At 47.8% G+C, this 25622-nt stretch carries 20 protein-coding genes; 15 read left to right on the top strand and 5 right to left on the bottom strand.

Going from position 1 to position 25622, the window contains the following annotated elements:
- Positions 1-2 precede the first annotated feature (2 nt).
- A complete protein-coding gene (locus A8709_RS31230; protein WP_065858601.1) occupies positions 3-1625 on the top strand; it encodes a helix-turn-helix domain-containing protein in 1623 nt (540 codons plus the stop codon).
- 270 nt (positions 1626-1895) lie between these two features.
- Here A8709_RS31230 and A8709_RS31225 read toward each other — a convergent pair whose 3' ends face one another.
- Positions 1896-2312 carry a VOC family protein gene (locus A8709_RS31225; RefSeq protein ID WP_065858599.1) on the bottom strand — a complete coding sequence of 139 codons (417 nt, stop codon included), beginning with the start codon at positions 2310-2312 and terminating at the stop codon, positions 1896-1898.
- A gap of 92 nt (positions 2313-2404) precedes the next feature.
- Positions 2405-2743, bottom strand: a complete 339-nt coding sequence (locus A8709_RS31220; RefSeq protein ID WP_065858597.1) for an ArsR/SmtB family transcription factor — start codon at positions 2741-2743, stop codon at positions 2405-2407.
- Positions 2744-2895: 152 nt separating this feature from the next.
- On the opposite strand from A8709_RS31220, the gene A8709_RS31215 reads away from it, so the two are divergent.
- The 4 genes from A8709_RS31215 to A8709_RS31200 all read left to right on the top strand — a co-directional run bounded on the left by A8709_RS31215 (position 2896) and on the right by A8709_RS31200 (position 10385).
- Positions 2896-4029 (top strand): NADH:flavin oxidoreductase, encoded by a 1134-nt coding sequence (locus A8709_RS31215; protein WP_065858595.1) that lies wholly within the window; start codon positions 2896-2898, stop codon positions 4027-4029.
- A 511-nt stretch (positions 4030-4540) separates the two neighbouring features.
- Positions 4541-8065 (top strand): OmpL47-type beta-barrel domain-containing protein, encoded by a 3525-nt coding sequence (locus tag A8709_RS31210; RefSeq protein WP_425262365.1) that lies wholly within the window; start codon positions 4541-4543, stop codon positions 8063-8065.
- Between the two features lie 181 nt (positions 8066-8246).
- Positions 8247-9455 carry a multidrug effflux MFS transporter gene (locus A8709_RS31205; RefSeq protein ID WP_065858591.1) on the top strand — a complete coding sequence of 403 codons (1209 nt, stop codon included), beginning with the start codon at positions 8247-8249 and terminating at the stop codon, positions 9453-9455.
- A 99-nt stretch (positions 9456-9554) separates the two neighbouring features.
- Positions 9555-10385 carry a hypothetical protein gene (locus A8709_RS31200; RefSeq protein ID WP_065858589.1) on the top strand — a complete coding sequence of 277 codons (831 nt, stop codon included), beginning with the start codon at positions 9555-9557 and terminating at the stop codon, positions 10383-10385.
- A gap of 2215 nt (positions 10386-12600) precedes the next feature.
- Here the strand turns inward: A8709_RS31200 and A8709_RS31195 are convergent.
- The gene (locus tag A8709_RS31195; protein WP_065858587.1) at positions 12601-13539 is read right to left on the bottom strand and encodes a DNA-3-methyladenine glycosylase family protein; all 939 of its coding nucleotides are present in this window, start codon (positions 13537-13539) and stop codon (positions 12601-12603) included.
- A gap of 155 nt (positions 13540-13694) precedes the next feature.
- Here A8709_RS31195 and A8709_RS31190 point away from each other — a divergent pair, with 155 nt between their 5' ends.
- The 3 genes from A8709_RS31190 (at position 13695) to A8709_RS31180 (ending at position 16181) form a co-directional block, all read left to right on the top strand.
- Positions 13695-14237 carry a bifunctional transcriptional activator/DNA repair enzyme AdaA gene (locus A8709_RS31190; protein ID WP_065858585.1) on the top strand — a complete coding sequence of 181 codons (543 nt, stop codon included), beginning with the start codon at positions 13695-13697 and terminating at the stop codon, positions 14235-14237.
- A 74-nt stretch (positions 14238-14311) separates the two neighbouring features.
- Entirely contained in the window at positions 14312-14953 is a 642-nt protein-coding gene (locus tag A8709_RS31185) for a methylated-DNA--[protein]-cysteine S-methyltransferase (protein WP_279615906.1), read from the top strand.
- Between the two features lie 409 nt (positions 14954-15362).
- Positions 15363-16181 (top strand): SPL family radical SAM protein, encoded by an 819-nt coding sequence (locus tag A8709_RS31180; protein ID WP_065858583.1) that lies wholly within the window; start codon positions 15363-15365, stop codon positions 16179-16181.
- A gap of 49 nt (positions 16182-16230) precedes the next feature.
- On the opposite strand, the gene A8709_RS31175 is transcribed toward A8709_RS31180, so the two are convergent.
- Together A8709_RS31175 and A8709_RS31170 are read right to left on the bottom strand one after the other, a co-directional pair.
- Positions 16231-16740 carry a GNAT family N-acetyltransferase gene (locus A8709_RS31175; RefSeq protein ID WP_244163357.1) on the bottom strand — a complete coding sequence of 170 codons (510 nt, stop codon included), beginning with the start codon at positions 16738-16740 and terminating at the stop codon, positions 16231-16233.
- A 50-nt stretch (positions 16741-16790) separates the two neighbouring features.
- Positions 16791-17717 carry a helix-turn-helix domain-containing protein gene (locus A8709_RS31170; protein WP_425262360.1) on the bottom strand — a complete coding sequence of 309 codons (927 nt, stop codon included), beginning with the start codon at positions 17715-17717 and terminating at the stop codon, positions 16791-16793.
- Positions 17718-17923: 206 nt separating this feature from the next.
- Here A8709_RS31170 and A8709_RS31165 point away from each other — a divergent pair, with 206 nt between their 5' ends.
- From A8709_RS31165 to A8709_RS31135, 7 genes are all read left to right on the top strand, one after another.
- Positions 17924-18661, top strand: a complete 738-nt coding sequence (locus A8709_RS31165; protein WP_065858581.1) for a ThuA domain-containing protein — start codon at positions 17924-17926, stop codon at positions 18659-18661.
- 296 nt (positions 18662-18957) lie between these two features.
- A complete protein-coding gene (locus tag A8709_RS31160) occupies positions 18958-19521 on the top strand; it encodes a TetR/AcrR family transcriptional regulator (protein ID WP_065858579.1) in 564 nt (187 codons plus the stop codon).
- 134 nt (positions 19522-19655) lie between these two features.
- On the top strand, positions 19656-20777 hold the full coding sequence (locus A8709_RS31155; protein WP_065858577.1) for an ABC transporter permease: 1122 nt from the start codon (positions 19656-19658) through the stop codon (positions 20775-20777).
- Entirely contained in the window at positions 20777-21454 is a 678-nt protein-coding gene (locus tag A8709_RS31150) for an ABC transporter ATP-binding protein (RefSeq protein ID WP_065858575.1), read from the top strand. The genes A8709_RS31155 and A8709_RS31150 overlap by 1 nt, the downstream gene beginning before the upstream one ends.
- 564 nt (positions 21455-22018) lie before the next feature.
- Complete coding sequence (locus tag A8709_RS31145) at positions 22019-23107, top strand: GerAB/ArcD/ProY family transporter (RefSeq protein WP_065858574.1); 1089 nt, start codon at positions 22019-22021, stop codon at positions 23105-23107.
- On the top strand, positions 23094-24479 hold the full coding sequence (locus A8709_RS31140; protein WP_065858572.1) for a spore germination protein: 1386 nt from the start codon (positions 23094-23096) through the stop codon (positions 24477-24479). Before A8709_RS31145 ends, A8709_RS31140 begins: the two co-directional genes overlap by 14 nt.
- Positions 24476-25585, top strand: a complete 1110-nt coding sequence (locus tag A8709_RS31135; protein WP_065858570.1) for a Ger(x)C family spore germination protein — start codon at positions 24476-24478, stop codon at positions 25583-25585. The genes A8709_RS31140 and A8709_RS31135 overlap by 4 nt, the downstream gene beginning before the upstream one ends.
- Positions 25586-25622: the final 37 nt, after the last annotated feature.

Here is a 25622-nt window from a genome sequence, read left to right as displayed (position 1 = left end):
CCATGTATACCGTTATGATTGTTGACGATGACATCCCGGTGCTTGAGTTTCTAAAAACGACGATTAAGTGGGAAGAGCTTGGCTATCAATTGGTTGGCGTCTATGGAAATCCCCTAGAGGCTTTGAAGGCTGGACAGAAAACCAAGCTCGACGTGCTGATCAGTGATATTGGGATGCCAGAAATCAATGGGCTTGAGTTGATCAAATCCCTGCGCGAAGAAGATCCACATGTGAAAGCGGTCATTCTCTCGTGTCACGACGAATTCCACTATGCGCAGGCGGCGGTTAAGCTGTCTGTGAGTGAATATATTTTGAAAGAAACGATGAATGTCAGTAATATCACCGAAGTGCTGATTCGGCTGAAGGAGCAATTGGATGCCGAGGATCGGCAGCAGTCCAAGAGCCGCAAGCTGGAGAAGGAAGTGTCGCAGCAGCGCGGCGCATCGAAACGTCAATTTATCCGAAGTACGGTGAACGAGCCGTTATTCGATTCTGCGGATTGGAGTGCCAAAGCGAGCGATTTTGGTATCCAGCTTAATCAGCATGCGGTGCTGCCTGTATTCGGCTATGCGAATCGAGTGAAAGAGGCGAATAGCCGGTTCCAATCGACGGATTTGTTCGAATACACCATTCAGAATATCGTAGAAGAGCTGCTCGTGGATCAAAAGGAAGTGACATTATTCACCTATGATACGGGGGAAATTGTGTTATTATTTCCCCATTTTTCCGAGCTGCATGTGAACAATAGTCAGAAGATGGAACAGACGCTGCGCCAGTTACAGGCGTGCCTGCAGAAATTTGCGAAAATATCATTTTCGTTCATCACCGGAACACCTGTGAAGGAAGTCCGTGCACTCAAGGATCAGTTGATCCGCATGGTAGAGGCGCGGGCCATTCGATTCTATATGCCAGAGTCTTCGATCAGCAAGCTTGAGCATTTGCGGAGTGGATTTGGAGATGGCGGAGAGCTGTTGGCGCAGTACGCGCAAGCGTTGGATGAATTCCGCGGTGTTGTTTTTGATGAGCGAGAGGATGGAATCGAAGCCTTCGTCTCGAAATGGGTCGATTTTATCCAATACAATCGGTTCCGCCCCCTTGAGGTCAAGGATTGGCTGCTCAAAATGATTCTCGATGTCCGGATGCGCCTCAAGTCGCTGCAGCACTATCAATCGACGTTTTCCTCCGAATTGCTGCATCATGATGTGCACGAGCTGTCCTCCATCCGCGAGATGGAGATTTGGCTCAAGGATTATTTGCAGCAGGCGATCCAGTGGGCGGGGCAAGTGTACAGAGAGTCGCATAATCGTGAGATTCTAGAATGCCAGCGATTCGTGTACAACCATCTCGATAAGAAAATTTCACTTGAAGATGCCGCAGCGCATCTGCATTTGCATCCGAGCTACTTGAGCCGGTTGTTCAAGCGCGAAACGGGTGAGAATTTCATCGAGTACGTGACGCGGATGAAGATGGAGAAAGCGAAGGAGTTGCTGGAGATCACGGACAAAAGCGTGGAACAAATCTCCGACATGCTCGGCTACGAGAACAAGAACTACTTCGGCAAGCTGTTCAAGGCGCATACCGGCTTCGTGCCGAATGTGTATCGGGGGCAGACGAAGGGGAGTTAGGGATGCCAAGCCTTTATCTCCGCAGCCTACGTGCAATTTGACTGGGAAGCACAAAAAACCTGCGAAACTGCAGGTTTTTTGTGCTTTTTCAGATGCTTGCGGGGAATACCTGCAATCGCGCAGGCTTTCTGCGTGAAATGGCCTCAATCGAGCGAAATAAGAGAAAAAGCCTGCATACTCGCAGGCATTCCCTCTATTCTCTATGATTGTTCAGCAAAACCTGCATAATCGCAGGATTTTGGCCGAGAGCCGCTCCAAGCCCAAGGAGGTTTACTCCGGATTGACAGCACTCGCGTCCATATAGAAGACTTCCCAAATATGTCCGTCGATATCTTCGAAGCTCCGCCCGTACATAAATCCGTGGTCATACGGATCTGTAGAAATTGTGCCGCCAGCAGCCAGCGCCTTATCGACCAGCTCGTCCACTTGCGCACGGCTATCCGCGGCTAGGCCAAGAATCGCTTCTGTGCTGCGGGTTGCATCTGCAATTTCTTTTTTCGTATACGCTTTGAAAAAATCCTCAACCAGCAGCATCGCAAAAATGTGCTCGCCAATTACCAGACAAGCTGCTTTCTCATCTGTAAATTGCGCGTTGAATTCAAAACCCATGGCTGTGAATAACGCCATCGATTTCTTCAAATCTTTTACCGGTACATTCACGAAAATTTTGTCCATGTTTACTGCCATTCTCGATCACCTCATAATGAATTTTTGTGTGTTTGTATGTTTTCATACCTATAGACACAAGCAACTCAGAATTTCTATCACGTATGTTTAAATTATTTTTCGGACACGTTAGAAGAGGGCTCGTTGGAGCTTTCGTATGCTTGGAGAATGGACGTAAGCAGGCCAGGAAATCTTGCTTCGAGATCATCCTTTCGCAAGGACAAGAAACGCTGCGTTCCTTGCACGCGGACTTGTACGACGCCAGCCTCACGCATGGTGCGCACATGGTGGGATAAGGTTGATTTCACGACGGAGACCTCGATGCCCCCACATGTGCACTCGCCAAGATTGTGAATTTCTGAAACGATAGATAACCGAACAGGGTCGCTTAACGCATAGAGGACGGACGAGAGATGCATATCCGCTTTGTCTGGGTGATAGAGTATTTTCAAGATGCTTCCTCCTCGTTGAAACGTAGTGATTGCATTTTACCATACCTCATGCTATATTTCTATTGTTCGATAATATTCGAATTATTAAACATGACGTGCGAATAACGCATGCGAAATCATTTACAAAAACCAATTGGAGTGGAGGAACAACCATGACGAATTCCCATACGAATGAAACCACGAGTTCACAATCTGTCGATTCGTTGTTCAAACCATTTACACTAGGCAATCTCAGCTTAGCGAACCGAGTTGTGATGGCGCCAATGACGCGCGGCTTTTCACCAGGTGGCGTACCTGGACAGAACGTAGCGGATTATTACCGTCGCCGTGCGGAAAATGGTGTAGGTCTGATTGTGACTGAAGGCACGTTGATCAATCATCCAGCGGCTACAGATAGTCCCAATATTCCGAACTTCCATGGAGAAGAAGCGCTCGCAGGCTGGAAACGTGTCGTTGATGCGGTTCACGAAGCGGGAGGGCGTATCATGCCTCAGCTTTGGCATGTCGGGATGACGCGTCCGAACGGTTCACTTCCGCATCCAGAAGCACCATCGATTGGGCCATCTGGCCTTAATCTTGCTGGCGAAGCTGTGAATGAACCGATGACGCAAGCGGAAATTACGCAAGTCGTGCAGGCTTTCGCGCAAGCGGCTGCAGATGCGAAACGACTTGGATTCGATGGCATCGAAATCCATGGCGCCCACGGCTACCTGATCGACCAGTTCCTTTGGGAGAAAACGAATCAACGCACGGATCAATACGGTGGCGATATGCTTGCTCGTACGCGGTTTGCTGCTGAAATCATCGCTGCATGCCGCAGTGCAGTCGGGCCAGACTTCCCGATCATGATTCGCTTATCACAGTGGAAATCATCGGAATATACAGCTAAACTAGCTGAGACGCCGGAACTGCTTGGTCAACTTCTTGCACCGCTTGTAGAAGCAGGCGTAGATATCTTCCACTGTTCCACCCGCAGGTTCTGGGAACCCGAGTTCGAAGGGTCTACCCTAAACTTCGCAGGTTGGGTGAAGAAACTAACAGGCAAGCCTACGATCACAGTAGGATCTGTTGGTCTTGATGATGAATTCTTGGGCTCTTTCCGAGGTAAAAGTGCAGGAACAGCGGACATCAACGAACTGCTTGTCCGTTTAGAACAAAACGAATTCGACCTTGTCGCCATTGGGCGAGCGTTGTTGGTTGATCCGGCTTGGGCGGTTAAAGTTCGCGAGGGACGCTTCAATGAATTGCTTCCATTCACCGTGGAAGCTCTGCAAAGCTTACATTAATTGGCATAGTGGCATTCATGTTAGGATGAATGGTCCACGCTCATAACAAAAAGAGATGACAATGCTGTCATCTCTTTTTGCTGTCTATTTTGTCAGATAAAGCCTCCCAAGCTTTTCAATAATTGGTACGCGTGAAGGTGTGAAAACGACTACAACTAAACGTAATTGATGTTCATGACCAATGTGGCGGAAGCCGGAGTGAAGTTTGTGCAGGTATCTCTCATTAACTGACTATATTCCAATTGCCGCCTGTTTCCTCTGAAAACGGATATGTTCGTCATTCTTTTGGAAAAGGAGCTAGTTCTTTGTCACACTGCACAAATTTTCCATGAGTTTACAATAAAATAGCAATTTCCGCATTTATCCTATGGTAAAATAAGGGCGTTCTAGATAGCTTGTCTGTCCGATTGGTTGGCGCTTATGTAGGAAGGTTTTGACTCAGCAAACATGCTAAGGAGGAATTGAATTGAGTAAGCTTAAGGGATGGAAGACGAGATTATGGAAGACAACGTTGGCGTTGACAGTCGCTTTACCGTTTCAAGTACTGGCTACTAGCAGTTGGCAAGCTGTAATGGCGGAGGGTCCGAGTGATCCAGCACCATTCATTGAGGCCAAAGTCGTCAACGGAAATGCAGGAAAGAAAGTCCTTTTTGACAACACACACGAGCAGACAGCAGGCGCAGCAGATTGGGTAATTGACGGGGCTTTCTCGGACTTTGCCAATGCGTTAGCGAATAATGGCTATTATGTAAAAGAACTACGCAAATCAACACCCATTACATTGGCTGATTTGAGCGGTTATGATGTTTTCGTTGTTGCGGAGTCCAATGTGCCGTACAAAACAAGTGAACAAGCTGCTTTAGCACAATATACAGCAGCAGGCGGCAGTATTTTCTTCATCGGCGATCATTACAATGCGGATCGCAACAAAAACCGCTGGGACGGCTCCGAGGTGTTCAATGGCTACCGCAGAGGAGCCTGGACGAATCCGGCAGCAGGTATGAGCGCGGAAGAAGCGGCTTCCTCAGCGATGCAAGATGTAGCGAGCTCGGACTGGCTGGCGACTCAGTTCGGTCTGCGTTTCCGCTATAACGCCCTCGGCGATATTAATGCGAACAACATCGTAGCGCCATCGCAAGCTTTTGGCATAACCACAGGTGTCTCCAGTGTGGCGATGCACGCAGGTTCGACGCTTGCTATTATCGATCCGACGAAGGCGAAGGGGATTGTCTACCTGCCGCAAACGAATGAAGCATGGGCGAATGCGGTCGATCAAGGCGTGTATAACGGCGGCGGCGTAGCGGAAGGACCATTCGTTGCGATTTCCAAAGCAGGCTTAGGCAAGGCTGCTTTCATCGGTGACTCTTCACCGGTCGAAGATGCGACGCCGAAATATGTGCGTGAAGACACGGGCGGCAAGAAGACCACGTACGATGGATTTAAAGAAGTGGATGACGCCAAGCTTTTTGTTAATATGGTGAATTGGTTAGCTACCAAAGAAAGCTATACAAGCCTAGCTGAAGTGAGCGGTTTGCAGCTTGATCAGCCGACGGCATTGCTGCCTTTTGAGGCGCCGGCAGCATCGACAGAACCACAGCCAGAACCTTGGGCTGCGCCGGATGCCGGCTACAAATGGTACGATCGCAGCACGTTCAAAGCGGGCTCTTACGGCGGTCCTGCCGCAACGGCGAATACAGCGTATAGCTTTGTGCATCAAGCTGTGTTGCCTAATGCAGTCGACTTCCCAGTCAGAGTCGTTGTGGATAACTTACCGCCATCGACAACGGTGACTGGCTTCTCGGTAGGAATCTATCTGGTCACCGGCGGATCCCAAATCGCTAAAGTGCAGAACGCGGATGGCACGTGGCCGACTGCTAACGGATACAGCGCGACGTTCAGCGTGACCGCAGATATCACTGGTCATGCGACGAAGGATTTCAATGTTCGTGTCGTGCCTGGTACGACAGCAGCAGCCAATCTGCGCTTGCGTCTCAACGGTACGAACCTGAAAACCGAAAGCGTAACTCTCGGAAATGTCCCTGCAGAAGCGCTGCCGGTTGAACAAAGTCCGATTCCGGCCAAAATCACGATTGCTGAGGCAAGAGCGAAAGCCGCTGGCTCGTTAGTAACAGTTGAGGGCGTGGTGACGACGGAACCGGGTGCTTTTGGCGGTCAGGCGTTTTATTTGCAGGATGCCACGGGCGGTCTGTATGTGTTCCAAAGCCTGAGCGGCTTCCACCTCGGCGATACCGTGAAGTTGACGGCCACTTCGGCGTTGTACAACACGGAACTTGAACTGGCTGATCCGGTTGAAATCGCTAAAACAGGCGTCTCAGCACTGCCAGTTGCAGCACCCGTATCCGCTGTGACAGCGGATAATCAAGGGCAGCTGCTCTCGCTAAGCGATGTGACGATCAGCAACATCATTTCCGCAACACCGACAGGCTCATTTGAGTTCGACGCTGTAAAAGGAGCCGTAAGCAATCACATTCGTGTCGATACACGAACAGGTTTATCCCAGAGCACTTTCCCGTACACAGCTGGACAAACGGTGTCGATTCAAGGTGTGGGAGCTATTTTCAAAGGCGTCTATCAATTGAAGCCTAGAGGCTTGAGTGATTTTAGCGTAGCGGCAGATACGGTTGCACCCGTGACAACAGCTGTGCTTTCGGGCACACCGAACGGTGCAGGTTGGTTCAAAGAATACGTAACACTGAGTTTAACGGCTACGGATGATCAAGCGGGCAATGTGGTCACAACGTATGCGATTAACGGTGGAGCACCTGCGACGTACACAGCGCCAATCGCCATCGGAACTGAGGGAACGACAACGGTGAGTTACGCCTCTACAGATGCTGCAGGTAATGTGGAAGCATCCCATTCCGTGCAGGTTCAGCTGGATAAAACAGCGCCTGTCGTAACCCTGACGGAGTCAGGGCATGCGGTAACCGATGTGACGGATGCAGCTTCGTTAACATTTGCTTTGGTTAGCAGCGATGAGCGATCCGGTATTGCTGATCAACGCTTGTTCTTGGATAGCAATGCGATCACAAGCGGTCAAACGATTGCTGCAGGCAGTCTTGCTCTTGGCACACACATACTAACGTATCAGGTGACGGATGTGGCAGGTAATACGACGGCTGGGACAAGTAATTTTAATGTGACGGCACATGCGGTTTTCAATCAAGCAACGTTGACGTCCGATAAGGCTGCACTCCTACAAGGCGAGTCAACAGCTACGCATCTTACAGGATCATTAAGCAACGGTACTCCTGCCGATCTTAGCGGGGCAAGTGTGATTTATAGCACTTCAAATGGCGCAGTCGCGACAGTTAATGCACAAGGGAAAGTGAGTGCCGTCGGTCAAGGAACAGCGCAGATTACCGCTTCAGTGACATTAGGCGGAGTAACGGTAGCGACGAATGAGGTGAGCATCACAGTAACGAAGCCTCTCTCTGTGGGTGCTCCTGGTCAGCCTGTTCTATCATCAAACAGCGGGTACTCGGGTTTAAAAGATGGCAACTACACCATCACGATGAATATGTGGTGGGGCAATAATGGCTCAACGTTCAAAGTTTACGAAAATGGTGTTCTGATCAGCACGAAAGCACTGACCGATGCTTCCCCAGCGGCGCAAATCGCCACTGTGAACGTATCCGGTAAACCAAATGGCACGTACACGTACACAAGTGAACTCATCAATTCTTTCGGAACAACAAGCAGTCAGCCTCTTGTCATCACGGTTACCGATGCGTCCCCAGGGAAGCCGGTCTTGTCCCAAGACAACTGGGATGGCGACGGGAATTACAAAGTGACGACCAACATGTGGTGGGGAACCAATGCCACAACGTACCGTCTGTACGAGAATGATGTGCTCATTGATACCAAAACCTTGCAAGCCGCATCACCTAGCGCCCAAAGTGCCGTAACTTCCATAACGGGTCGTGGGGTTGGTGTGTATAATTACCGCGTCGAGCTAGTGAATGCTGCTGGCGTGACATCAAGCGACGTGTTGAACGTGAGCGTTACGAAGTAACCTTCGTATGAATGAGGTCGCACGTATCTGAGACTGACTAGCTCTCAAAAACAAATACGGACAGCCCCTTAGGTCGTGAACCTGAGGGGTTGTTTGTTTGGGAGGAGGTTAGTTCTCCCTAGACAAAATCATATCCCAATGGTAGGTTAAATGGACTACTCAAGAAAGTTTGTGATCTCTGATGTCGATCGCTTCACAATCCAAAGAAATTAAGAGCGGCAGCCGATTATGGATGGTGCTGGTGCTCGGTTTACTCGCGTCCTTCGGCCCGCTTTCTCTCGATATGTACTTACCGGCGCTGCCTGTGATTGCGGATGATCTCCATACGACAACGTCGCTCGCGCAAATGAGCTTAACCGCCTGCATGCTCGGTCTCTCACTAGGCCAGCTCGTCGCAGGTTCTGTGAGTGATGTTCGCGGAAGGCGCATGCCCCTGTTGGTGGGCCTTTTGGTGTATGGCATTGCCTCGGCACTTTGTATGTTTGCTCCGTCGATCTGGGCATTCCTCATTCTGCGATTCGTGCAAGGGATGGCAGGGGCTGCAGGGATCGTGATCTCCCGAGCTATCGTTCGAGATATGTATGAAGGTGTGGCATTGACGAAGTTTTTTGCCCTCCTCATGCTCGTGAATGGATCAGCTCCAATCCTCGCGCCAATTATCGGGGGACAGTTGTTGCAATTCACCTCCTGGCGCGGTGTGTTTCTCGTGCTTAGTCTAGTCGGTGTAGTAATGCTCATTATTGTTGTGCTTGGGCTCAAAGAAACCCACCCGCCGGAACGTCGTTCCAAAGGCGGTCTTACGAACACGCTGCGCATTTTCCGAGGTCTGCTCACGGATCGGTTATTCATGGCCTATGCCTTAACGCAGGGGCTCGTTTTTGCCGGCATGTTCGCGTATATTTCGGGGTCGCCTTTTGTGCTGCAGGATATTTTTGATGTGTCTCCTCAAATGTTCAGCGTAATCTTCGCCGTGAATGGCGCAGGTGTTATCCTTGCCGGTCAAATTACAGGGCGTCTAGCTGGCAAAGTCAGCAACCAACGCTTACTAGCTGGTGGTTTAGTGCTGGCCGTCTTGGGCGGACTACTGTTACTCGTGGCTACGCTTATAGGGGCTGGGCTGTATCTGATTCTGCCGGCATTTTTCCTCATTGTGTCCTGCATCGGGCCAATTTCGGTTTCGACTTCTTCTCTGGCGCTGCAAAATCAAGGGAAAACCGCCGGCAGCGCCGCAGCCTTGCTAGGGTTGATGACGTTCGTCATCGGAGGGCTGGTGGCGCCGCTTGTTGGTCTTGGCGGCAGTCAAACCGCGATTCCTTTAGGCATCATTATCGCCGTTATGGAGCTTGGTGCCGTGGTTTGCTTTGTTTTCCTAGCGCGCGAAAAAACGTAAGAATAAGGCTGATATTTAGCAAATGCTCAAAGATTTTTCACAATTACAGCTTATACTGAAGAAGAATCGACCAACAAATGAAAAAGGTGGGTATCTTACATGAAGCGTATTCATAAAACGTGGCTTATCGGCACGATGGCGGCTGGCTTATTAGTCAGTGGCGGCTTCGTTCTTCAGCATAACCAAGTTTTCGCCAATGACACAGGCACGACAACTCCTGCACCTACACCTAAGAATTCACAGGATAAACATAGCTTCACGAAAGACAAAGGGCCGAAGGGCGGCTTTGAGTTTGGCAAAGGAATTGGCGGGGAGATGGATTTCGCCTCCATTCTTGGCATTGACCAGAGCGTCCTGAAAGCGGAAATTAAAGCAGGCAAAACGATCGCCAAAATCGCGCAAGACAAAGCCAATCTCAGTGAGGATGCACTGATAGCCAAGTTGACCGAGGCGGAAACGAAGAAAATCGATACAGCGCTTAGCGCGGGTAAAATCAAACAAGAGCAGGCGGATAAGCTCAAAGCGAATCTCGCAGATCGCTTGAAAAAGATCGTAGAAGCGAAACCGCAGGCGATGGACTTCGGTAAAAAGCCAATGCTGCGCGGTGGCAACATGCCTACGCCTGGTAGTGCATGGGGCGATTCCAAAGAAATCGCCGCGATCCTGGGCATCACTGAGGATGAGCTGGCTGCCGAGCGTAAAGCAGGAAAGTCGCTTGCCGAGATCGCGCAAGCGAAAGGCATCAGCGAGGATCAGCTGATCGCGAAGCTCAAAGAGGGCTTGACGGATAAGCTGAAAAGCTTCGTCGAGCATAAAGGCGGGCAGCCCGCGCCTCAGCCGCGCGGCGGCGGTTCGTTCCAAAACAAGCCGATGGGGCATGGCCTTGGTGGGCATAAGCCTGGGGTGACGGCGACGCAAGCGTCTACGTAAGGTTTGGGGTACATGGTGAAGATGGGGAACATGTTTAACAGGGAGATCATGGAGAACATGGTGAACTAAGGAGAACATGAAGATCATGGAGAACATGGTGAACATGGTGAACCAAGGGAGCTTCGCTCTTCCCATGAAGTAAGTTATCATCACGAAAACGTGCTAGAGAAGGATGCCACTTTCGATTAGATCGAGTGAGGGGCGTCCTTTTTTGCGTGACGGCAGGGGGGGTGGGGGGAGAGTGAGAGTAGAGTAGAGTAGAGTAGAGTAGAGTAGAGTAGTGTAGAGTAGTGTAGAGTAGAGTAGAGTAGAGTAGAGTAGAGTAGAGTAGAGTAGAGTAGAGTAGAGTAGAGTAGAGTAGAGTAGAGTAGAGTAGAGTAGAGTAGAGTAGAGTAGAGTAGAGTAGAGTAGAGTAGAGTAGAGTAGAGTAGAGTAGAGTAGAGTAGAGTAGAGTAGAGTAGAGTAGAGTAGAGTAGAGTAGAGTAGAGTAGAGTAGAGTAGAGTAGAGTAGAGTAGAGTAGAGTAGAGTAGAGTAGAGTAGAGTAGAGTAGAGTAGAGTAGAGTAGAGTAGAGTAGAGTAGAGTAGAGTAGAGTAGAGTAGAGTAGAGTAGAGTAGAGTAGAGTAGAGTAGAGTAGAGTAGAGTAGAGTAGAGTAGAGTAGAGTAGAGTAGAGTAGAGTAGAGTAGAGTAGAGTAGAGTAGAGTAGAGTAGAGTAGAGTAGAGTAGAGTAGAGTAGAGTAGAGTAGAGTAGAGTAGAGTAGAGTAGAGTAGAGTAGAGTAGAGTAGAGTAGAGTAGAGTAGAGTAGAGTAGAGTAGAGTAGAGTAGAGTAGAGTAGAGTAGAGTAGAGTAGAGTAGAGTAGAGTAGAGTAGAGTAGAGTAGAGTAGAGTAGAGTAGAGTAGAGTAGAGTAGAGTAGAGTAGAGTAGAGTAGAGTAGAGTAGAGTAGAGTAGAGTAGAGTAGAGTAGAGTAGAGTAGAGTAGAGTAGAGTAGAGTAGAGTAGAGTAGAGTAGAGTAGAGTAGAGTAGAGTAGAGTAGAGTAGAGTAGAGTAGAGTAGAGTAGAGTAGAGTAGAGTAGAGTAGAGTAGAGTAGAGTAGAGTAGAGTAGAGTAGAGTAGAGTAGAGTAGAGTAGAGTAGAGTAGAGTAGAAGTAGAAGTAGAAGTAGAAGTAGAAGTAGAAGTAGAAGTAGAAGTAGAAGTAGAAGTAGAAGTAGAAGTAGAAGTTGGAGTAAGAGTAAGAGTAAGAGTAAGAGTAAGAGTAAGAGTAAGAGTAAGGCGATGTATGGGATGATAAGTAGGTAGTATAACTTAGATTTATTGGAGGGGGCGAGCAAGATGGAGGAGCTTATCGGTTATTGCAGCGTATGCGGGAAGGACATTTATTGTAGAATGGGATTTCTGGAGGGTGTTGTGCAGGAGGACAAGATTTTGATGTGTTTTGATTGTTCCACTAACTTTCCATCTACAGGAACATCGCCTCCATCCTTGCCTGCTGACTCCATTTAGCTGGAAAAGGTACAGTTAATTTCACTCGAATGCGCAGATATTAACATTTAACTGGAAAATATACAGCTAATCTGCCTGATTTGCTCAAAAGGGAAGAAAACTGCGGAAATTAGATACATGAAATACAGCTAAATGATCAAAAAGGTGAAATTAGCTAAAATTAGCTGCATGAAATCCAGTTATTTCGGGTTGGGTGGACGAATTTAGTAGGGGGATAGAGTCGACGGAGGTGGGCGCGATTGAGGTCTATAGTCGAATTAAGGGAGTGGAAGTGCGATTCAGAGCTATAGTCGAGTTGTCGGAGTGGAAGTGCGATTCAGAGCTATAGTCGAGTTGTCGGAGTGGAAGTGCGATTCAGTGCTATAGTCGAGTTGTTGGAGTGGAAGTGCGATTCAGAGCTATAGTCGAGTTGTCGGAGTGGAAGTGCGATTCAGAGCTATAGTCGAGTTGTTGGAGTGGAAGTGTGATTCAGAGCTATAGTCGAGTCGAATGAGTGGAAGCGTAATTCAGATATAAGGTTGAGTTGACGGAGTGCAAGTATGATTCAGAGCTTTAATCGAGTGACAGAGTGGGAATGCGATTGAGTTCTACACTCGAGCTGAAGGAGTGGATGCGACCGCGGTCGAGATCCAGCGGCGGCCTCGGCGTCGCGGCCCTGCCGGCGCGCATCCGCGCCCGCCGGCGAGACCCCAAGCGCGTCAACCAGCCTCGCTAATACAGCACTCGCCACAAGTAAAACGTGGCGTAGGCTTCCCAGCCCTGCCAGCCCTCGGCTAGCTGGCGAATCTGCGCGAGCGAGGGCTTCGCGTCAAGCCCGAGCACATGCTTCAGCGCGTTATGCAGGCCGACATCGGCCAATGGGAACGCGGCTGGGTTGCGCAGACAGCGCATCAACACATAGTTGGCCGTCCACGGGCCAATGCCGCGAATGCGCAGCAGCTCTTGCTCCATGGCTGCGAAATCGCCTGTGGCGAGCAGCCCCTTTTTGGACAGCTCACCCTGAGTCATGAGTTTGGCGACGCCAAGGAGGTACTCTGCTTTTTTACCCGTGAATTGCAAAAGGGTTAAATCCTCCGGTGTGAGCGCAGCGATCCGTTCTGGTGTCGGGAACGCCCAATACGTCTGGCCCCCCCACTCGAGGGAGGTGCCGAAGGTCTCGACTAGACGCCTTTTGAGCGTATAGGCAAAAGCCAAATTAATCTGCTGCCCGATAATCCCCCAGCTCATCGCCTCGAACAAATCAGGAATACCCATCAAGCGCAGCCCTCGAAAGGCTTCCGTCACTTGCCGCAGAATCGGATCCTCCATCGCATAGAAGGGGGCTAGATCTGTCTCCAAATCAAACCATTCCCACACATAACGAGCAATGTCTTCACGGACTTCGGATGTCAGACTTGTGCCGCTATAGTGGACAATTCGAACATGAAGCACCAGGTCATCCTCACTGTTGACAGCAATTAGTGCAAGGTTATCCCCAAGTGGAAGTAATTTATAAATGCTAGAGTTATCCACAGCGAATAGGCACTCATTGGTGGAGCGGCTTAAATAGCCGATATTGGGCTCATATCCAAAAGGCTGCGGCACAGCTATCGAGAGCGTGCTCGTCGGTTCATGCCATTTTAAAACAGATGGATTAAAAGGGTTGGGCATGGATTATTTCTCCTTTCAAGAGTCGAAGTTGTTATAGGCATTATCGCCGATAGAGGCTTTTGTAATCTTGCTTTCTCATCTCGCAGCCCTTACAAGCGTCAGCCGGTTTGGGTATACTGAGCTTATTAAGATTGCTGAAGAGAGGGGCTTGTGAGATGCAGGAGCGGTATTGGCAAGCGATTGTAGCGAATGATGCGACATATGATGGCACGTTTTATTATGCGGTGGCGACGACAGGGATTTTTTGCCGGCCATCCTGTAAATCCAGGGTTCCGAAGCGGGAGCATGTGCGTATTTTTCGCAATCGGCAGGCGGCGATGTCAGAGAACTTTCGTCCTTGTAAAAGGTGTCGGCCTGACGGCATAAGACTTCCCGATGAAGAATGGGTCGCGCAAATGAAAGATCACATCGAAGAGAATTTCGCCGAGCCGTTAACGTTAGCGACGCTTGCGGAGCATTTTTACGCGAGTACGTATCATCTGCAGAGGACGTTTAAACGAATAGCAGGTGTAACGCCGCTGATGTATCTACAAGAGGTCAGGCTTGCCGCAGCTAAAAAGCTTCTCTCCACCACGGACATGGCCGTGCAGGAGATCGGGGCGCGGGTGGGGATGGCGAATGCTGCCCATTTTGCGACGCTGTTTCTGAAGAGAACGGGGCTCACGCCAACGGAATTCCGGCAAGGGCTCGTTCACTAACGATAACCGAGAGGGTTCGGTGATGCAACTAGGCGGAGCTTTTTAAATCGTGTGAAGTGGATGATAGAGAGGGGATGAGCCGGATGGTGGCTGGCGTAGAGAAAGTGATCGTGCAGGAAAGTACGAGTTTAAGTGAAAGTAGTGTGGGGATGGAGCGTGGCCGTGTAAGAGAGAAAACAGCTAGTAAACCTATCTACTGGAGTGCAGTATGCCTGAATGGCAGTAATTTCGTGATGGCCGTGACGGATGTAGGATTGGGCTATTTGCAGTTCCAGAAAAGCAACGCGGAAGAGGGTGTTGATGTTGAGGCGTGGCAAGCATTCACCCAGTGGGCTAGAAAAATGGGACACCCGAGCGATTGGATGCAGCACGAGGATAAGTTAAAGCCTTACATGCAGCAAGTGGACGAGTATCTGCGTGGGGAACGGACGACGTTTACATTACCGCTGGATTTACAGGGGACGGATTTTCAACAGGCGGTGTGGAAAACATTGCATGATATAGGACACGGTGAAACCGTGAGTTATTCACAGGTAGCCCAAACGCTGGATAAATCTAGCGCTGTGAGGGCAGTTGGGACCGCCATTGGCGCAAACCCCGTACTTATCGTGGTGCCTTGTCACCGAGTCGTGGGGAAGAATGGCGCGCTGACGGGGTATCGCGGCGGGCTGGCGAATAAGGAGCGGCTGTTGCGGTTGGAGCGTGGGAGTGAGTGAGAAGTCCCTGGATAACTGGAAAACCTCCAGCTAAATTAGCGGAATTTCGCTTTCTGAGAGAAATAACTGGATTTCATGTAGCTAATTTTGATCATTTTCCGATAGATAGGCAAGAACGGGGGAATTAACTACAGGTTTTCCAGTTAAATGCCGTAAACTGCTGAAATGAGTGCGATTAGCTGTAGGTTTTCCAGTAAAATGTTGTAAACCGATGATGAGATGAGTGAGATTGCTGTAGGCTTACCAGCTAAGCCCCGTAGACAAGAGGAATAAGATGTATTCACTGAGTATTCACTGTAGGCCAATTCATGATCGGAAGCTACTGAACACACGATATAGCTAAACACAGCACCCATGAGCGAACAAGAGGAAGCAGTTACAGGAGGCAAAGGCAAAGGAGGATACACCCATGGTGAATGTGCAGCGAAAGCAATCGAAGACCTTACTGACCAAAGCGAGCGGCTTCCTCGAAGGCTACTCGCATACATTAAATCCGTATACCGGCTGTGCCTTCGCCTGCTCCTACTGCTATGTGCGACAGATGCCAGTGGCTTTGTTCCGCAGTGGCGAAGCGTGGGGCACATGGGTCGACGTGAAGGAGAATGCGCCAGCACTTCTCGCGAAAGAGCTGGCACGGGCCCAAAGCAAAGGGCCCGTCACGATTTTCTTCTCCTCGGCGACGGACCCGTATCAGCCGATCGAATACAAGGAGCGGATCACCCGCTCGCTCCTGGAAGTGATGTCCGTGCAGCAGCCGGACTTCTTGTTCGTGCAAACCCGCAGCCCGCTCGTGACGCGGGATGCGGACCTGCTTCAGCTGCTCGGCGAGCGCGTGCGAGTCAGCATGACGGTGGAGACGGATCGCGAGGAGATCCGCCGCGCGTTCACGCCGTCCGCGCCGCCGATCGCGGCGCGGCTAGAGGCACTCCGCGAGCTTGCCGCTCGCGGGATCCCGGTGCAGGCCACGATCGCGCCAGCGCTGCCATGCTCGGACGGCTTCGCCGAGCGGCTGGCGGGCATCGTGGATAGAGTGTGTATCGACGATTACTTCATGGGCGATGGGGGTGGAGGCAAGCGCACGGAACGCATCGGCGTGCGCACCATCTACGACGCGCTGGAGTTGTCCGACTGGTACAGTCGGGATGCGTACTTGCGCGTGCACGAACAGCTCCTGCGGCATTTTCCGCAGGAGCGCGTATTTGTTTCGCAGGCAGGATTCCTTCCTTGACTCCTAATGCTTTGATGTTTAGCCTGCCTGCCCGCCCGGCCAGTATCAATTAAAGTCGTAATACCATAAACTCCTCATCATAATACTGCCCATTAAACTTCATGGCGTTTCGTTCAACTCCGTAAACCTCGAAACCAAGTGACGTATACAGCCTTTTGGCGGAATCATTTGCAGCTACAACAGTTAGGTTGATTTGCTCCACACCATCACAGTCTCTCGCCTTGCTTATGAGTTCAAGCAGGAGTGATTTTCCTACGCCGAGCCCTCGCATTTTTGGAGATACATACATGCCGTAAACATTCCCTTTATGGGTCGTTTTGAGGCCATTTTCACGCGCGAAAGTTACAATGCCAACTAATGAACCACCATCATCAAAAGCCCCAAGAACAAATTTATCCTTCGTTGGTTGTATGCGCTCTATGACCGTTTCTATTGTAAATAGCACTTCTCTTTCAAAGGTTGACCCAAATGCGTCTGGATTGATCTTTAAGGCATTCAAGCGCAATTCTTGGTACATCTGAGCATTCGATTCGTTTAATATACGTATATTCACAGTCATGGATTAACCCCCGTTTTGATTCTTCCCGCAGTCGTAAGCGGCGTTCGCCATCACTCGACTCGAACCTCCGTCTGATCCCGCAGTCTCAGCTTAAACTCCTTCGGCGAGCATTGGTTATACCGCTTGAACAATTTATAAAATTGCGCCATATTTTGAATGCCAGCTTCATAACTGATTTCCATAATGCTGAGATCCCCTGTGAGCAGGAGCCGCTCGGCTTTTTTGATTCGTTTATAGTTCACATAATCAATGAAGGAGAGCCCCATCACCTTTTTAAAATACTTAATAAAGTAATGATAGCTCAGATTCAAAATGCGACAGACGTCTTCGACGGTAATTCGTTCGGTAAGATGCTCGTCAATATAGGAAAGGGCTGGCCGCAATCGAGAGATGCCGGAGTCCTCGGTGAGACCGGAAAGCCCGCGTTGATCATTGCGAAGCAACAGGAGAAGAAGTTGCTTAATCGCGGCGACAATGGCTAACTCATAGCCGATTTGGCGAGATTGCGACTCCTCACAAATTTGCGAGATGAGCCGGTAAGCACTCGCTCGAACAGCCGCATTAGCACGAAAAAGCGCATTAAAAGGCTCAAGCGAATGCGTCAGTTCCGAAAACAAATGCAGATAAGCCAGTGTGCTGAGGTCAAAATGCTGCGTAAGATCAATTTGGAACACAATTTGGTGCAAGGGGGCTTCCGAGTGTTTATACGTACGATGGGGCTGCGAGGAGCCGAGCACCATGATGTCCCCAGCCTCCATAATCGTATACGTATCTTTCGTTTGGATACCAAGTTGACCTTGGGTCACGACCAGGAACTCCACCTGTTTATGCCAATGCCATGTCCAAGGCTCAGGGATGCCGAAATGCGGCTGGTCATGTTTGATTTCCCATATTTTTAAGAAGAGAAGCGGATTCTGATAGACGACCTCTTCATTCTTGATTTCAGTTAAGTTAGCCGTGTTGAGCATAGGGTTCATGGGTCATACTACCTCACTAGGTTTGGACATTTTTGAATAGGTATGAGATGCCGGAATGTATGAAATTATCCCCTTTAGTATAACATTACAAGGTGGCTGATGACACTATTGAATAAGAACTAGGCACAATTCTGCCTTTCCTTGGAATGGGAGAAAAACTATACTCAGAAGTAAGAATGAAAACGCGATCATGGAGGTCATTGAAGATGAGTCAGCAGCTAAAAGTAACCGTTTGGAACGAGTTCCGTCATGAAAAAGAAAGTGAAATCGTTCGCGCAGCTTACCCGCAAGGTATTCACACAGCGATTGGAGAGGGCCTCAGCGGTTCTGTCCAAATCACATATGCAACACTAGACGATCCCGAGCATGGGCTGTCGGAAGAAGTATTGAATAATACGGATGTTCTCATTTGGTGGGGACACAAAGCGCATGATGAAGTGCAAGATGAGATCGTAGCGCGTGTTCAAAAACGTGTATGGCAAGGCATGGGCCTCATCGTCCTGCACTCTGGTCATTTCTCCAAAGTGTTCAAGACTTTGATGGGCACTTCCTGTGATCTGAAATGGCGCGAAGCCGATGAGAAGGAACGCCTATGGGTCGTTGCTCCAGGCCATCCGATCGTGGAAGGCATTGGCGAGTACATCGATCTTGAGGCAGAGGAAATGTACGGTGAGCATTTCGACATTCCACAACCAGATGAACTCATCATGGTTTCCTGGTTCGAAGGCGGCGAAGTCTTCCGCAGCGGATGTACGTTCCACCGCGGGAACGGGAAGATTTTCTACTTCCGCCCAGGTCACGAAACGTACCGTACGTACTACAACGAGCAAATCCGCCGCGTGATCTCCAATGCGGTTCAGTGGGCAGCTCCTACAACGCGTGAGTACCCGAAATACGGCAACCATAAGCCTTTAGAAGAAATTAAAGCGAAAGTTCAAGCTTAATTCTAAAATTCATAGCCCAGCTATGACAACAGAGCATGCTCTCCAACGATGGAGGGCATGCTTTCTTATGTTGGTTTAAACTCGCGCAGCCTGTCCAAACACGCTAAATCACCATAATATAGTTGCTGTATTGGATAAATAAAAATGGAGAGTAAATGGATAGCTTGTTTGGCTTGTTGCGGTATTAGATTAGTATTCATTTCGTCTAATGACAATATAAGCTAAGCAATCCATTGCTATTTTTATTATTTTTTTGATAAACTGATATAACATGACGGGAAAGGAGACGAATCAGCTTGGGAAGAAAACAATCCTTTACTGAAACAGAGTTGCTTGACATGACTAAAAGATTAATACTTGAATATGGTTACGACGGATTTCATCTTAAATTGCTCTCACAGCATTTGCCTGGAGCCAGAAGCACGATTTATCAATACTACGCTAATAAAGAAGAAATAGTCGCAGCTTGTATGAAGCGAGTGATCTCTAACGTAATAACAAATGCCTCATCAATTGATGAGACGGACACTCTGGCAGCTCTACAGCAGTTACTTCACATTTATGTAGAAGAATCTAATCTTCATCAAATCCTTGGAGATGCTCATAAAATTAAGACGGAAAATGATAGGGCTCTTAATGATCTGTTATTCGTTGAGCAATCGCATGCCATTCTTAAAGTTCAACTAACACGCTTGTTCGAACGGGCTCAAAAGGAGGAAATCCTAAGAACTGATATCCCACTCCCTGTTCTTATTAGTACTTTTTTTAACCTGCTTAATACCCCGAATATGATGAATCTCCCTGCTCAGCAATGGAGCAATCTCTTATTTCAGATATGGATTGGGGGCTCAAGGAGCTAGCAAAAGTAGTTTCAATTAATTTGACACAAGTGTCAGATATGTGATTTAATTACTAACGATACAACGACACAAAGGTTGTTTCATTAAAAATGACACGAGTGTCAAATATTTTGGGATAAGGAGTTGGGAATAGAATGTTTTTGGCTATGAAAGAGTTAATGCATAGTAAAATGAGGTTTTCAATGATCGTGATCATTTTCGTGCTAATCGCTTGGTTAGTGTTCATCCTATCTGGCTTGGGTAATGGATTATCGACGCTTGCGGCATCAGTATTCAAGAACATGCAGTCCGATTATGTTGTCTTCCAACAAGGGTCGCAGTCTTCAATGAGCAAATCACTACTGTCCGAGCATTTGGTTGCTGATGTGGAGAAATTACCAAATGTAACTGCTGCCTCACCTATGGGTAGTTCGATGGCAACAGCGCTTAAGGGTCAAAGCAATAAAAATGAAGATAAAGTAGACATCGCCATTATTGGTATCAACCCTGGAAGCTACTTGGAACCAACCATCATCGAGGGGAATCCTTTATCATCTGATAACCCGAAGAATATCATTGCGAATGTGACAATGAAGGATAAGGGGTTTAAACTCGGAGATACTTTTCAATTAGACGGATCTACAGAGTCGTTAACCATTGTCGGATTTGTTGAGGATCAAACCTACAATCACGTTTCAGCCGTATTTACCCCCCTATCTGAATGGCGTAAAATTGCCTTCCCAGCACCTGGCTCCAATAAAGGAATTGCGGATCCTGTTAGCGCTATAATGCTTCAAGGAACAAATATTGATCCAAGCTTACTCAATAGTAAGCTATCGAATACGGATACAGTTACTCGTGCGGGAGCCGTGCAAGGGATGCCAGGTTATAAAGAAGAGAACGGCTCGATTCTGATGATGCTAGCTTTTCTCTTGGCGATATCCGCATTCGTTCTTGGCGTATTTTTCTATGTGATTACCATACAGAAGACTAACCAATTCGGCATTATGAAAGCGATTGGTGCAAGGAACGGATTCTTGAGCAAAGCGATTATGTCCCAAGTATTTGTGCTGTCGGTGACTAGTATTATTGTTGGTATTTTCCTCACTTACGGGACAGCTGCCATTATGCCAAAGGCTATGCCATTCAAGCTTGAAACGAATCTAGTCATTGGATATTCGATTATCCTTCTTGTTATTGCATTGCTCAGTTCATTAGTTTCGGTTCGCAGAATTATTAAAATTGATCCGCTGATGGCGCTCGGGAGGGTCGAATAATGAATAAAGGATTACAACTTAGTAACATCACGAAGTATTATTCCGAAGGCAGCAATCGGGTTGCTGCACTCGATCATGTCTCAATCTCCGTTATGCCGGGTGAATTTGTGGCTGTAGTCGGACCATCGGGATCTGGTAAGAGTACCTTCTTATCCATTGCGGGAGCACTACTTAAAGCTTCCGAAGGAGAAGTCAACTTGAATGGGCATAATATTTCTAAACTTTCTGATAAAGAATTGTCTAACATTAGGTTGAGGGAAATCGGGTTTATTATGCAGTCATCGAATTTGGTTCCCTATTTAAACGTACTTGATCAATTGCTTTTAGTGAAGAAGATGTCTGGGAAGGCTACAGCGGAGGATAAAAAATTCGCCATTAAGTTACTTGAAGAGCTGGGGCTTGGTGCGAAGCTAAAGAGCTTTCCCGAAGAACTCTCCGGGGGGGAGAAACAGCGTACTGCCATCGCTCGCTCTTTAATTAACAATCCTAATGTCATTTTGGCAGATGAGCCGACAGCAAGCTTGGACACCAAAAGGGCACATGAAGTGGTCAGCCTTATCGCCCAAGAGGTTAAGTCACGTCAGAAAGCGGCGATCATTGTTACCCATGATGAGAGGATGCTTGAATATTGCAACAGAGTATACCGAATGGAAGATGGAAAAATGAACGTGGTCTAATTTTGTTAGCAATTAATATTTGAAAAAATAAAATTACAAAATAAAAACCGGAATCCGTCTTCTCTGTTGTTTGTTGTTGTTGTTGTTGTTGTTGTTGTTGTTGTTGTTGTAAGAATTACGAAGCCACTATTCTAATGTTTTGAGTACCCCCAGAGTTTGATAATTGTGTGGTTTTTCCGAGCACCAGACATAGCTTCTCGAGAGAAGTGCCTTGGGGGAGGGTAATTGATAAAATTAACGTTATTGTAAAATGGAGAACAGCAGCCCGCTGAAAATGAGCGGGCTGTTCTTTTTGGTAATTCGAGGTTCACTTCTTATTGAATTTAGACGTATAACGAGTTTATGCCCAGGGCCAATACTTGGGTTAGACATATGCCTAAGAGCAGGGCAGTCAATAAAGAAAAATATATATTGGGATGTTGATGTCCGTTAAACTCACACTATTACTTTACTATACATGTAAGATCGAACTAGGTTTCCCGCTGGGGAAGCCTAGTTTCATGTATAAAATATGTGAAATTGGAAAATTTAACAACATCAACTTCGTAAGGAGGAACTGATGGTTTGAACGCAAAAATTACGCCCGTCCAGTTATCAATGCTGATTATTACCTATATCGGAATCTCCAATCATGTCCTCCTGATTCCTGTCTTGCTAGATACCGTGCATCGCGATGCATGGATCTCTGTCTTGTTCGCCATTGTCCCTTCTCTACTTATTGCCCTGCTGTATGTCTATATGTACAAACAAATCCCATCTTCGCTCACTTCCTGGGTAAAAGAGAAAACTAATTTGTTGGTGTGGCTTACTTTTACGCTTTTGTTCACCTTATACTTCCTACTTCAGGCGGCTATCAGTATACGGGATACGGTCATTTGGTCAAATTCCTCATACTTGACCTATACGCCCCCCTGGATAGTCAGCATAAGTCTCATCAGCATCTGTTACTACACGGCAAGAAAGGGCCTAGTCGCAATTGCCATCACCAATGGGATTCTGTTGCCCTGGATCATTGTATTCGGATTTTCCATCATGATCGTCAACTTTCAATTTAAAGATTACAGCTTTCTATTTCCCGTCTTCAAAAATTCAGCGCAATCGATTACAAAGGGCACTTGGTACACAGCATCAGGCATTACGGAGATATTCATTGTGTTCTTCCTAAAGGATGATCTTAAGGGCAAACTGACTAACAAGAATATGCTGTTGGTTGTTCTTATCTTGATTGAGTTGACGTTTGGACCATTGTCTGGCGTAATCGCCATATTCGGTCCGTTCGAAGCCGCAATGCTGCGATTTCCCGCCTATGAGCAGTGGCGCATGGCGTCCATCGGAAGCATGATCAGTCAAATCGACTTTTTGTCCATTTATCAATGGTTGGCTGGTTCGTTTATACGCATTTCGTTGGCGATCTATATCCTACATACGCTTTGGGTGGAAAAATGGCAGCATCCAGAAATTTTATTCATTCTGATTTCTCTGTTCCTCTTTTTAATCAACCAATTCAAGCTATCGGATATCAAATTCCACGAGTATATAAAATTCTACTATACGAGTTCGAGTCTGTTATGCGGGGCCACTAGCGCTGTGCTCTTGATTTGCATATGGGTAGGTAAGAACAGGAAGTCGGTGAAGCAAGATGGATCCAATTAGCGATAGTGATATTCGGAAGTTATTTGAGGACTGCTGCGATGTTATCTTCGAGCAAATTGACAGCTTTCTGTTCATTTCCTGCGAAGGCATGTCCAATCGGGAGCAAATTAATGAATTAAGCACATGTAGCACAGATGTTTGGCGGCAGCATCCCGTAAAGTTAACCCCAGCATGGAAGAACGAGCTCGCCTCCTATGTGTTCAAGGGCAACTTGCTCCTCTTTGATCTGGAATCGGCCTGCTGTTACATGCAGTCCGTCGCAGACCCACCCCAAAGAGCCACAGAAGAATCCGTTACGGAAACGTCTTCAAAGGGCGCGCGTGACGGTTTTACCGAAAGCATCAAGACCAATGTAGCGCTGATTCGTAAGCGACTGATATCCCCGACACTCAAAGTGGAATCATTTACAATTGGTGTTCGTAGTCAAACTGAGGTATGTCTGCTTTACATCCAAGATATTGCGAATAAGGAGGCCGTCGATGAGGCTCGGGCAAGATTGCGGAAAATTGAACTTGATGCACTCATTACGAGCTCTCAGTTGGAAGAAGCCATATCGGATAAGACCATGTCGTTGGTACCGCTTATCGACAATACGGGACGGCCTGATTTTGCCGCTGAGTACTTGATCGGCGGTCGTTTCGTCGTTTTGCTTAACGGCTCGCCACTCGCCATTGTCGCCCCCATTACACTTACATCGCTTATGAAATCACCAGAAGACGGATATTTTCGTGCGGTGATCACTTCTTTTCAACGGGTGATCCGAATGTTCGGCTGGTATTTGGCGCTGTTCTTGCCCGGGTTCTACATTGCGCTGATTGGATTCAATTTCGAACAGGTTCCACTGCCTCTATTAGCTACAATCGCAACAAATCGTATCGGACTTCCAACCTCACTTCCATTCGAAGCCATTCTCGTGCTCATCTTATTTGAGTTATTTAAAGAAGCGGGACTACGGCTCCCGAAGTCGGTAGGACCAACGGTAACTGTCGTCGGCGGTATCATCATAGGCGATGCGGCCATACGAGCCGGCATTACGTCCCCTACAGTAACCGTCGTGGCTGCGACCACGGTAATATCCGGGTATACACTGGTAAACCCGACGCTGAGCGCCATTGTATCCATCGCACGTATCGTCATTATGATCATCGCTTCGATTCTCGGAATGTTCGGGTTCTTCATGTCTATCTTCATCATCATCGCCTATTTATCTGATCTTAAATCGTTCGGGATTCCGTATCTCTCACCGATTTCACCGCCATCATGGTCAGATCTCACAGGAGCACTACTTAAGAAACCAGCTAATAAAATAAAAAAGCGTGCACAGAATCTCAACTTGCAGGACGACACGAGAACGAAGGATGGAGAATCATGAAGAGGGTCTGGAAATCGGCTTTGATCGGCTGTATCCTGTTATCCCTTTGTGGATGTTGGGACGGTAAGAACATTCAATACTTCAATTTTGTTAATATGATCGGCATTGATTACATGGATGGAAAATATAAAGTCTATGCGCAAATCAATGATCTAGCATCCATGGCGAAACAAGAAGGAGCCGGAAACACTCAAAATCCAATCGTTGTTGGAATAGGTGAAGGCGAAAGTATCGGGATGGCGATGTTCGATCTGCTAAAGGAAAGTCAGATGCGAATGGACTGGACGCAGACCAAAGCGTTTATCATCAGCGATCGCCTGCTCGCCAAGGGGATCTTCGATATTCATGACGATTTAATGCGAACACGCGATCAACGCTATACGCCATGGGTATTTGCTACGGATGAAGACCTCAGAAAGATTTTAAGTACAAAACCGATCACAGGAAGCTCCTCGATCAACACCGTGTACTATCAGCCAAATCTCTTACATAGGCAGATGCAATCGTCCTTTAAGCCAGTGAACTATCAGAAGCTCATTCGATCATCAAGGGAACCGCACGAGACCATGCTGCTGGATCATTTAAAACTTAGCGAGAGTTGGGATAAAGGTGGCAAGCCATTTACGCTGCCTATGGTGAATGGCCTTGTCGCTTTGAAGAATGGTAAGAGCAAAGCTAGATTCAGCCGTAAAGAATCTAGCGGAGTGAAATGGTTATACGAGAGTACGTTACGTGGCATTCTCCCCCTCAAAGATGAGCAGGGTACATACGTTGGAACCGCCGCGCTAAATAATAATAAGGTGAAGAAAATAACCGCAAATAAAGACGGTAAACGAGTCGTCGAACTTGACATCAGTATGGATGGCTCTATTCGAGAGCAGAAGAAACCTCTCGGGATGGATGATCTGACGAAGTTAATTACGAAGAGTGTCGAGAAGGAGATTATGCAAACCTATGAAATCGGAAAGAAACGAGACGTTGATATTTACTCCTTGAACGAAATCTGGTACCGCAAAGGACTAGCTGTCAATGATGATATTCCGGAGCTTGAGCTGCATGTTAAAGTAAATCTCGTGGCTACGAACACGTTCGATCTGCGGAAATAGTCATCGGAGGTCATCATCTGGTACAAGTTGTAAACGG

It is taken from the genome of Paenibacillus pectinilyticus (assembly GCF_001700435.1).
Classification (GTDB): domain Bacteria; phylum Bacillota; class Bacilli; order Paenibacillales; family NBRC-103111; genus Paenibacillus_E; species Paenibacillus_E pectinilyticus.
Note: the sequence above shows the minus strand (reverse complement) of the source record. Positions and strands in the feature narration are given on the sequence as shown.

Excerpts from the sequence above, each read along its gene's own strand:
- A8709_RS31200 (WP_065858589.1), top strand. The coding sequence starts at position 9,555 with ATGAAGCGTATTCATAAAACGTGGCTTATCGGCACGATGGCGGCTGGC.
- A8709_RS31165 (WP_065858581.1), top strand. The coding sequence starts at position 17,924 with ATGAGTCAGCAGCTAAAAGTAACCGTTTGGAACGAGTTCCGTCATGAA.
- A8709_RS31215 (WP_065858595.1), top strand. The coding sequence starts at position 2,896 with ATGACGAATTCCCATACGAATGAAACCACGAGTTCACAATCTGTCGAT.
- A8709_RS31185 (WP_279615906.1), top strand. The coding sequence starts at position 14,312 with ATGAGCCGGATGGTGGCTGGCGTAGAGAAAGTGATCGTGCAGGAAAGT.
- A8709_RS31195 (WP_065858587.1), bottom strand. The coding sequence starts at position 13,539 with ATGCCCAACCCTTTTAATCCATCTGTTTTAAAATGGCATGAACCGACG.
- A8709_RS31180 (WP_065858583.1), top strand. The coding sequence starts at position 15,363 with ATGGTGAATGTGCAGCGAAAGCAATCGAAGACCTTACTGACCAAAGCG.
- A8709_RS31225 (WP_065858599.1), bottom strand. The coding sequence starts at position 2,312 with ATGGCAGTAAACATGGACAAAATTTTCGTGAATGTACCGGTAAAAGAT.
- A8709_RS31155 (WP_065858577.1), top strand. The coding sequence starts at position 19,656 with ATGTTTTTGGCTATGAAAGAGTTAATGCATAGTAAAATGAGGTTTTCA.
- A8709_RS31190 (WP_065858585.1), top strand. The coding sequence starts at position 13,695 with ATGCAGGAGCGGTATTGGCAAGCGATTGTAGCGAATGATGCGACATAT.
- A8709_RS31150 (WP_065858575.1), top strand. The coding sequence starts at position 20,777 with ATGAATAAAGGATTACAACTTAGTAACATCACGAAGTATTATTCCGAA.
- A8709_RS31230 (WP_065858601.1), top strand. The coding sequence starts at position 3 with ATGTATACCGTTATGATTGTTGACGATGACATCCCGGTGCTTGAGTTT.
- A8709_RS31135 (WP_065858570.1), top strand. The coding sequence starts at position 24,476 with ATGAAGAGGGTCTGGAAATCGGCTTTGATCGGCTGTATCCTGTTATCC.
- A8709_RS31170 (WP_425262360.1), bottom strand. The coding sequence starts at position 17,717 with ATGAACCCTATGCTCAACACGGCTAACTTAACTGAAATCAAGAATGAA.
- A8709_RS31175 (WP_244163357.1), bottom strand. The coding sequence starts at position 16,740 with ATGACTGTGAATATACGTATATTAAACGAATCGAATGCTCAGATGTAC.
- A8709_RS31140 (WP_065858572.1), top strand. The coding sequence starts at position 23,094 with ATGGATCCAATTAGCGATAGTGATATTCGGAAGTTATTTGAGGACTGC.
- A8709_RS31205 (WP_065858591.1), top strand. The coding sequence starts at position 8,247 with ATGTCGATCGCTTCACAATCCAAAGAAATTAAGAGCGGCAGCCGATTA.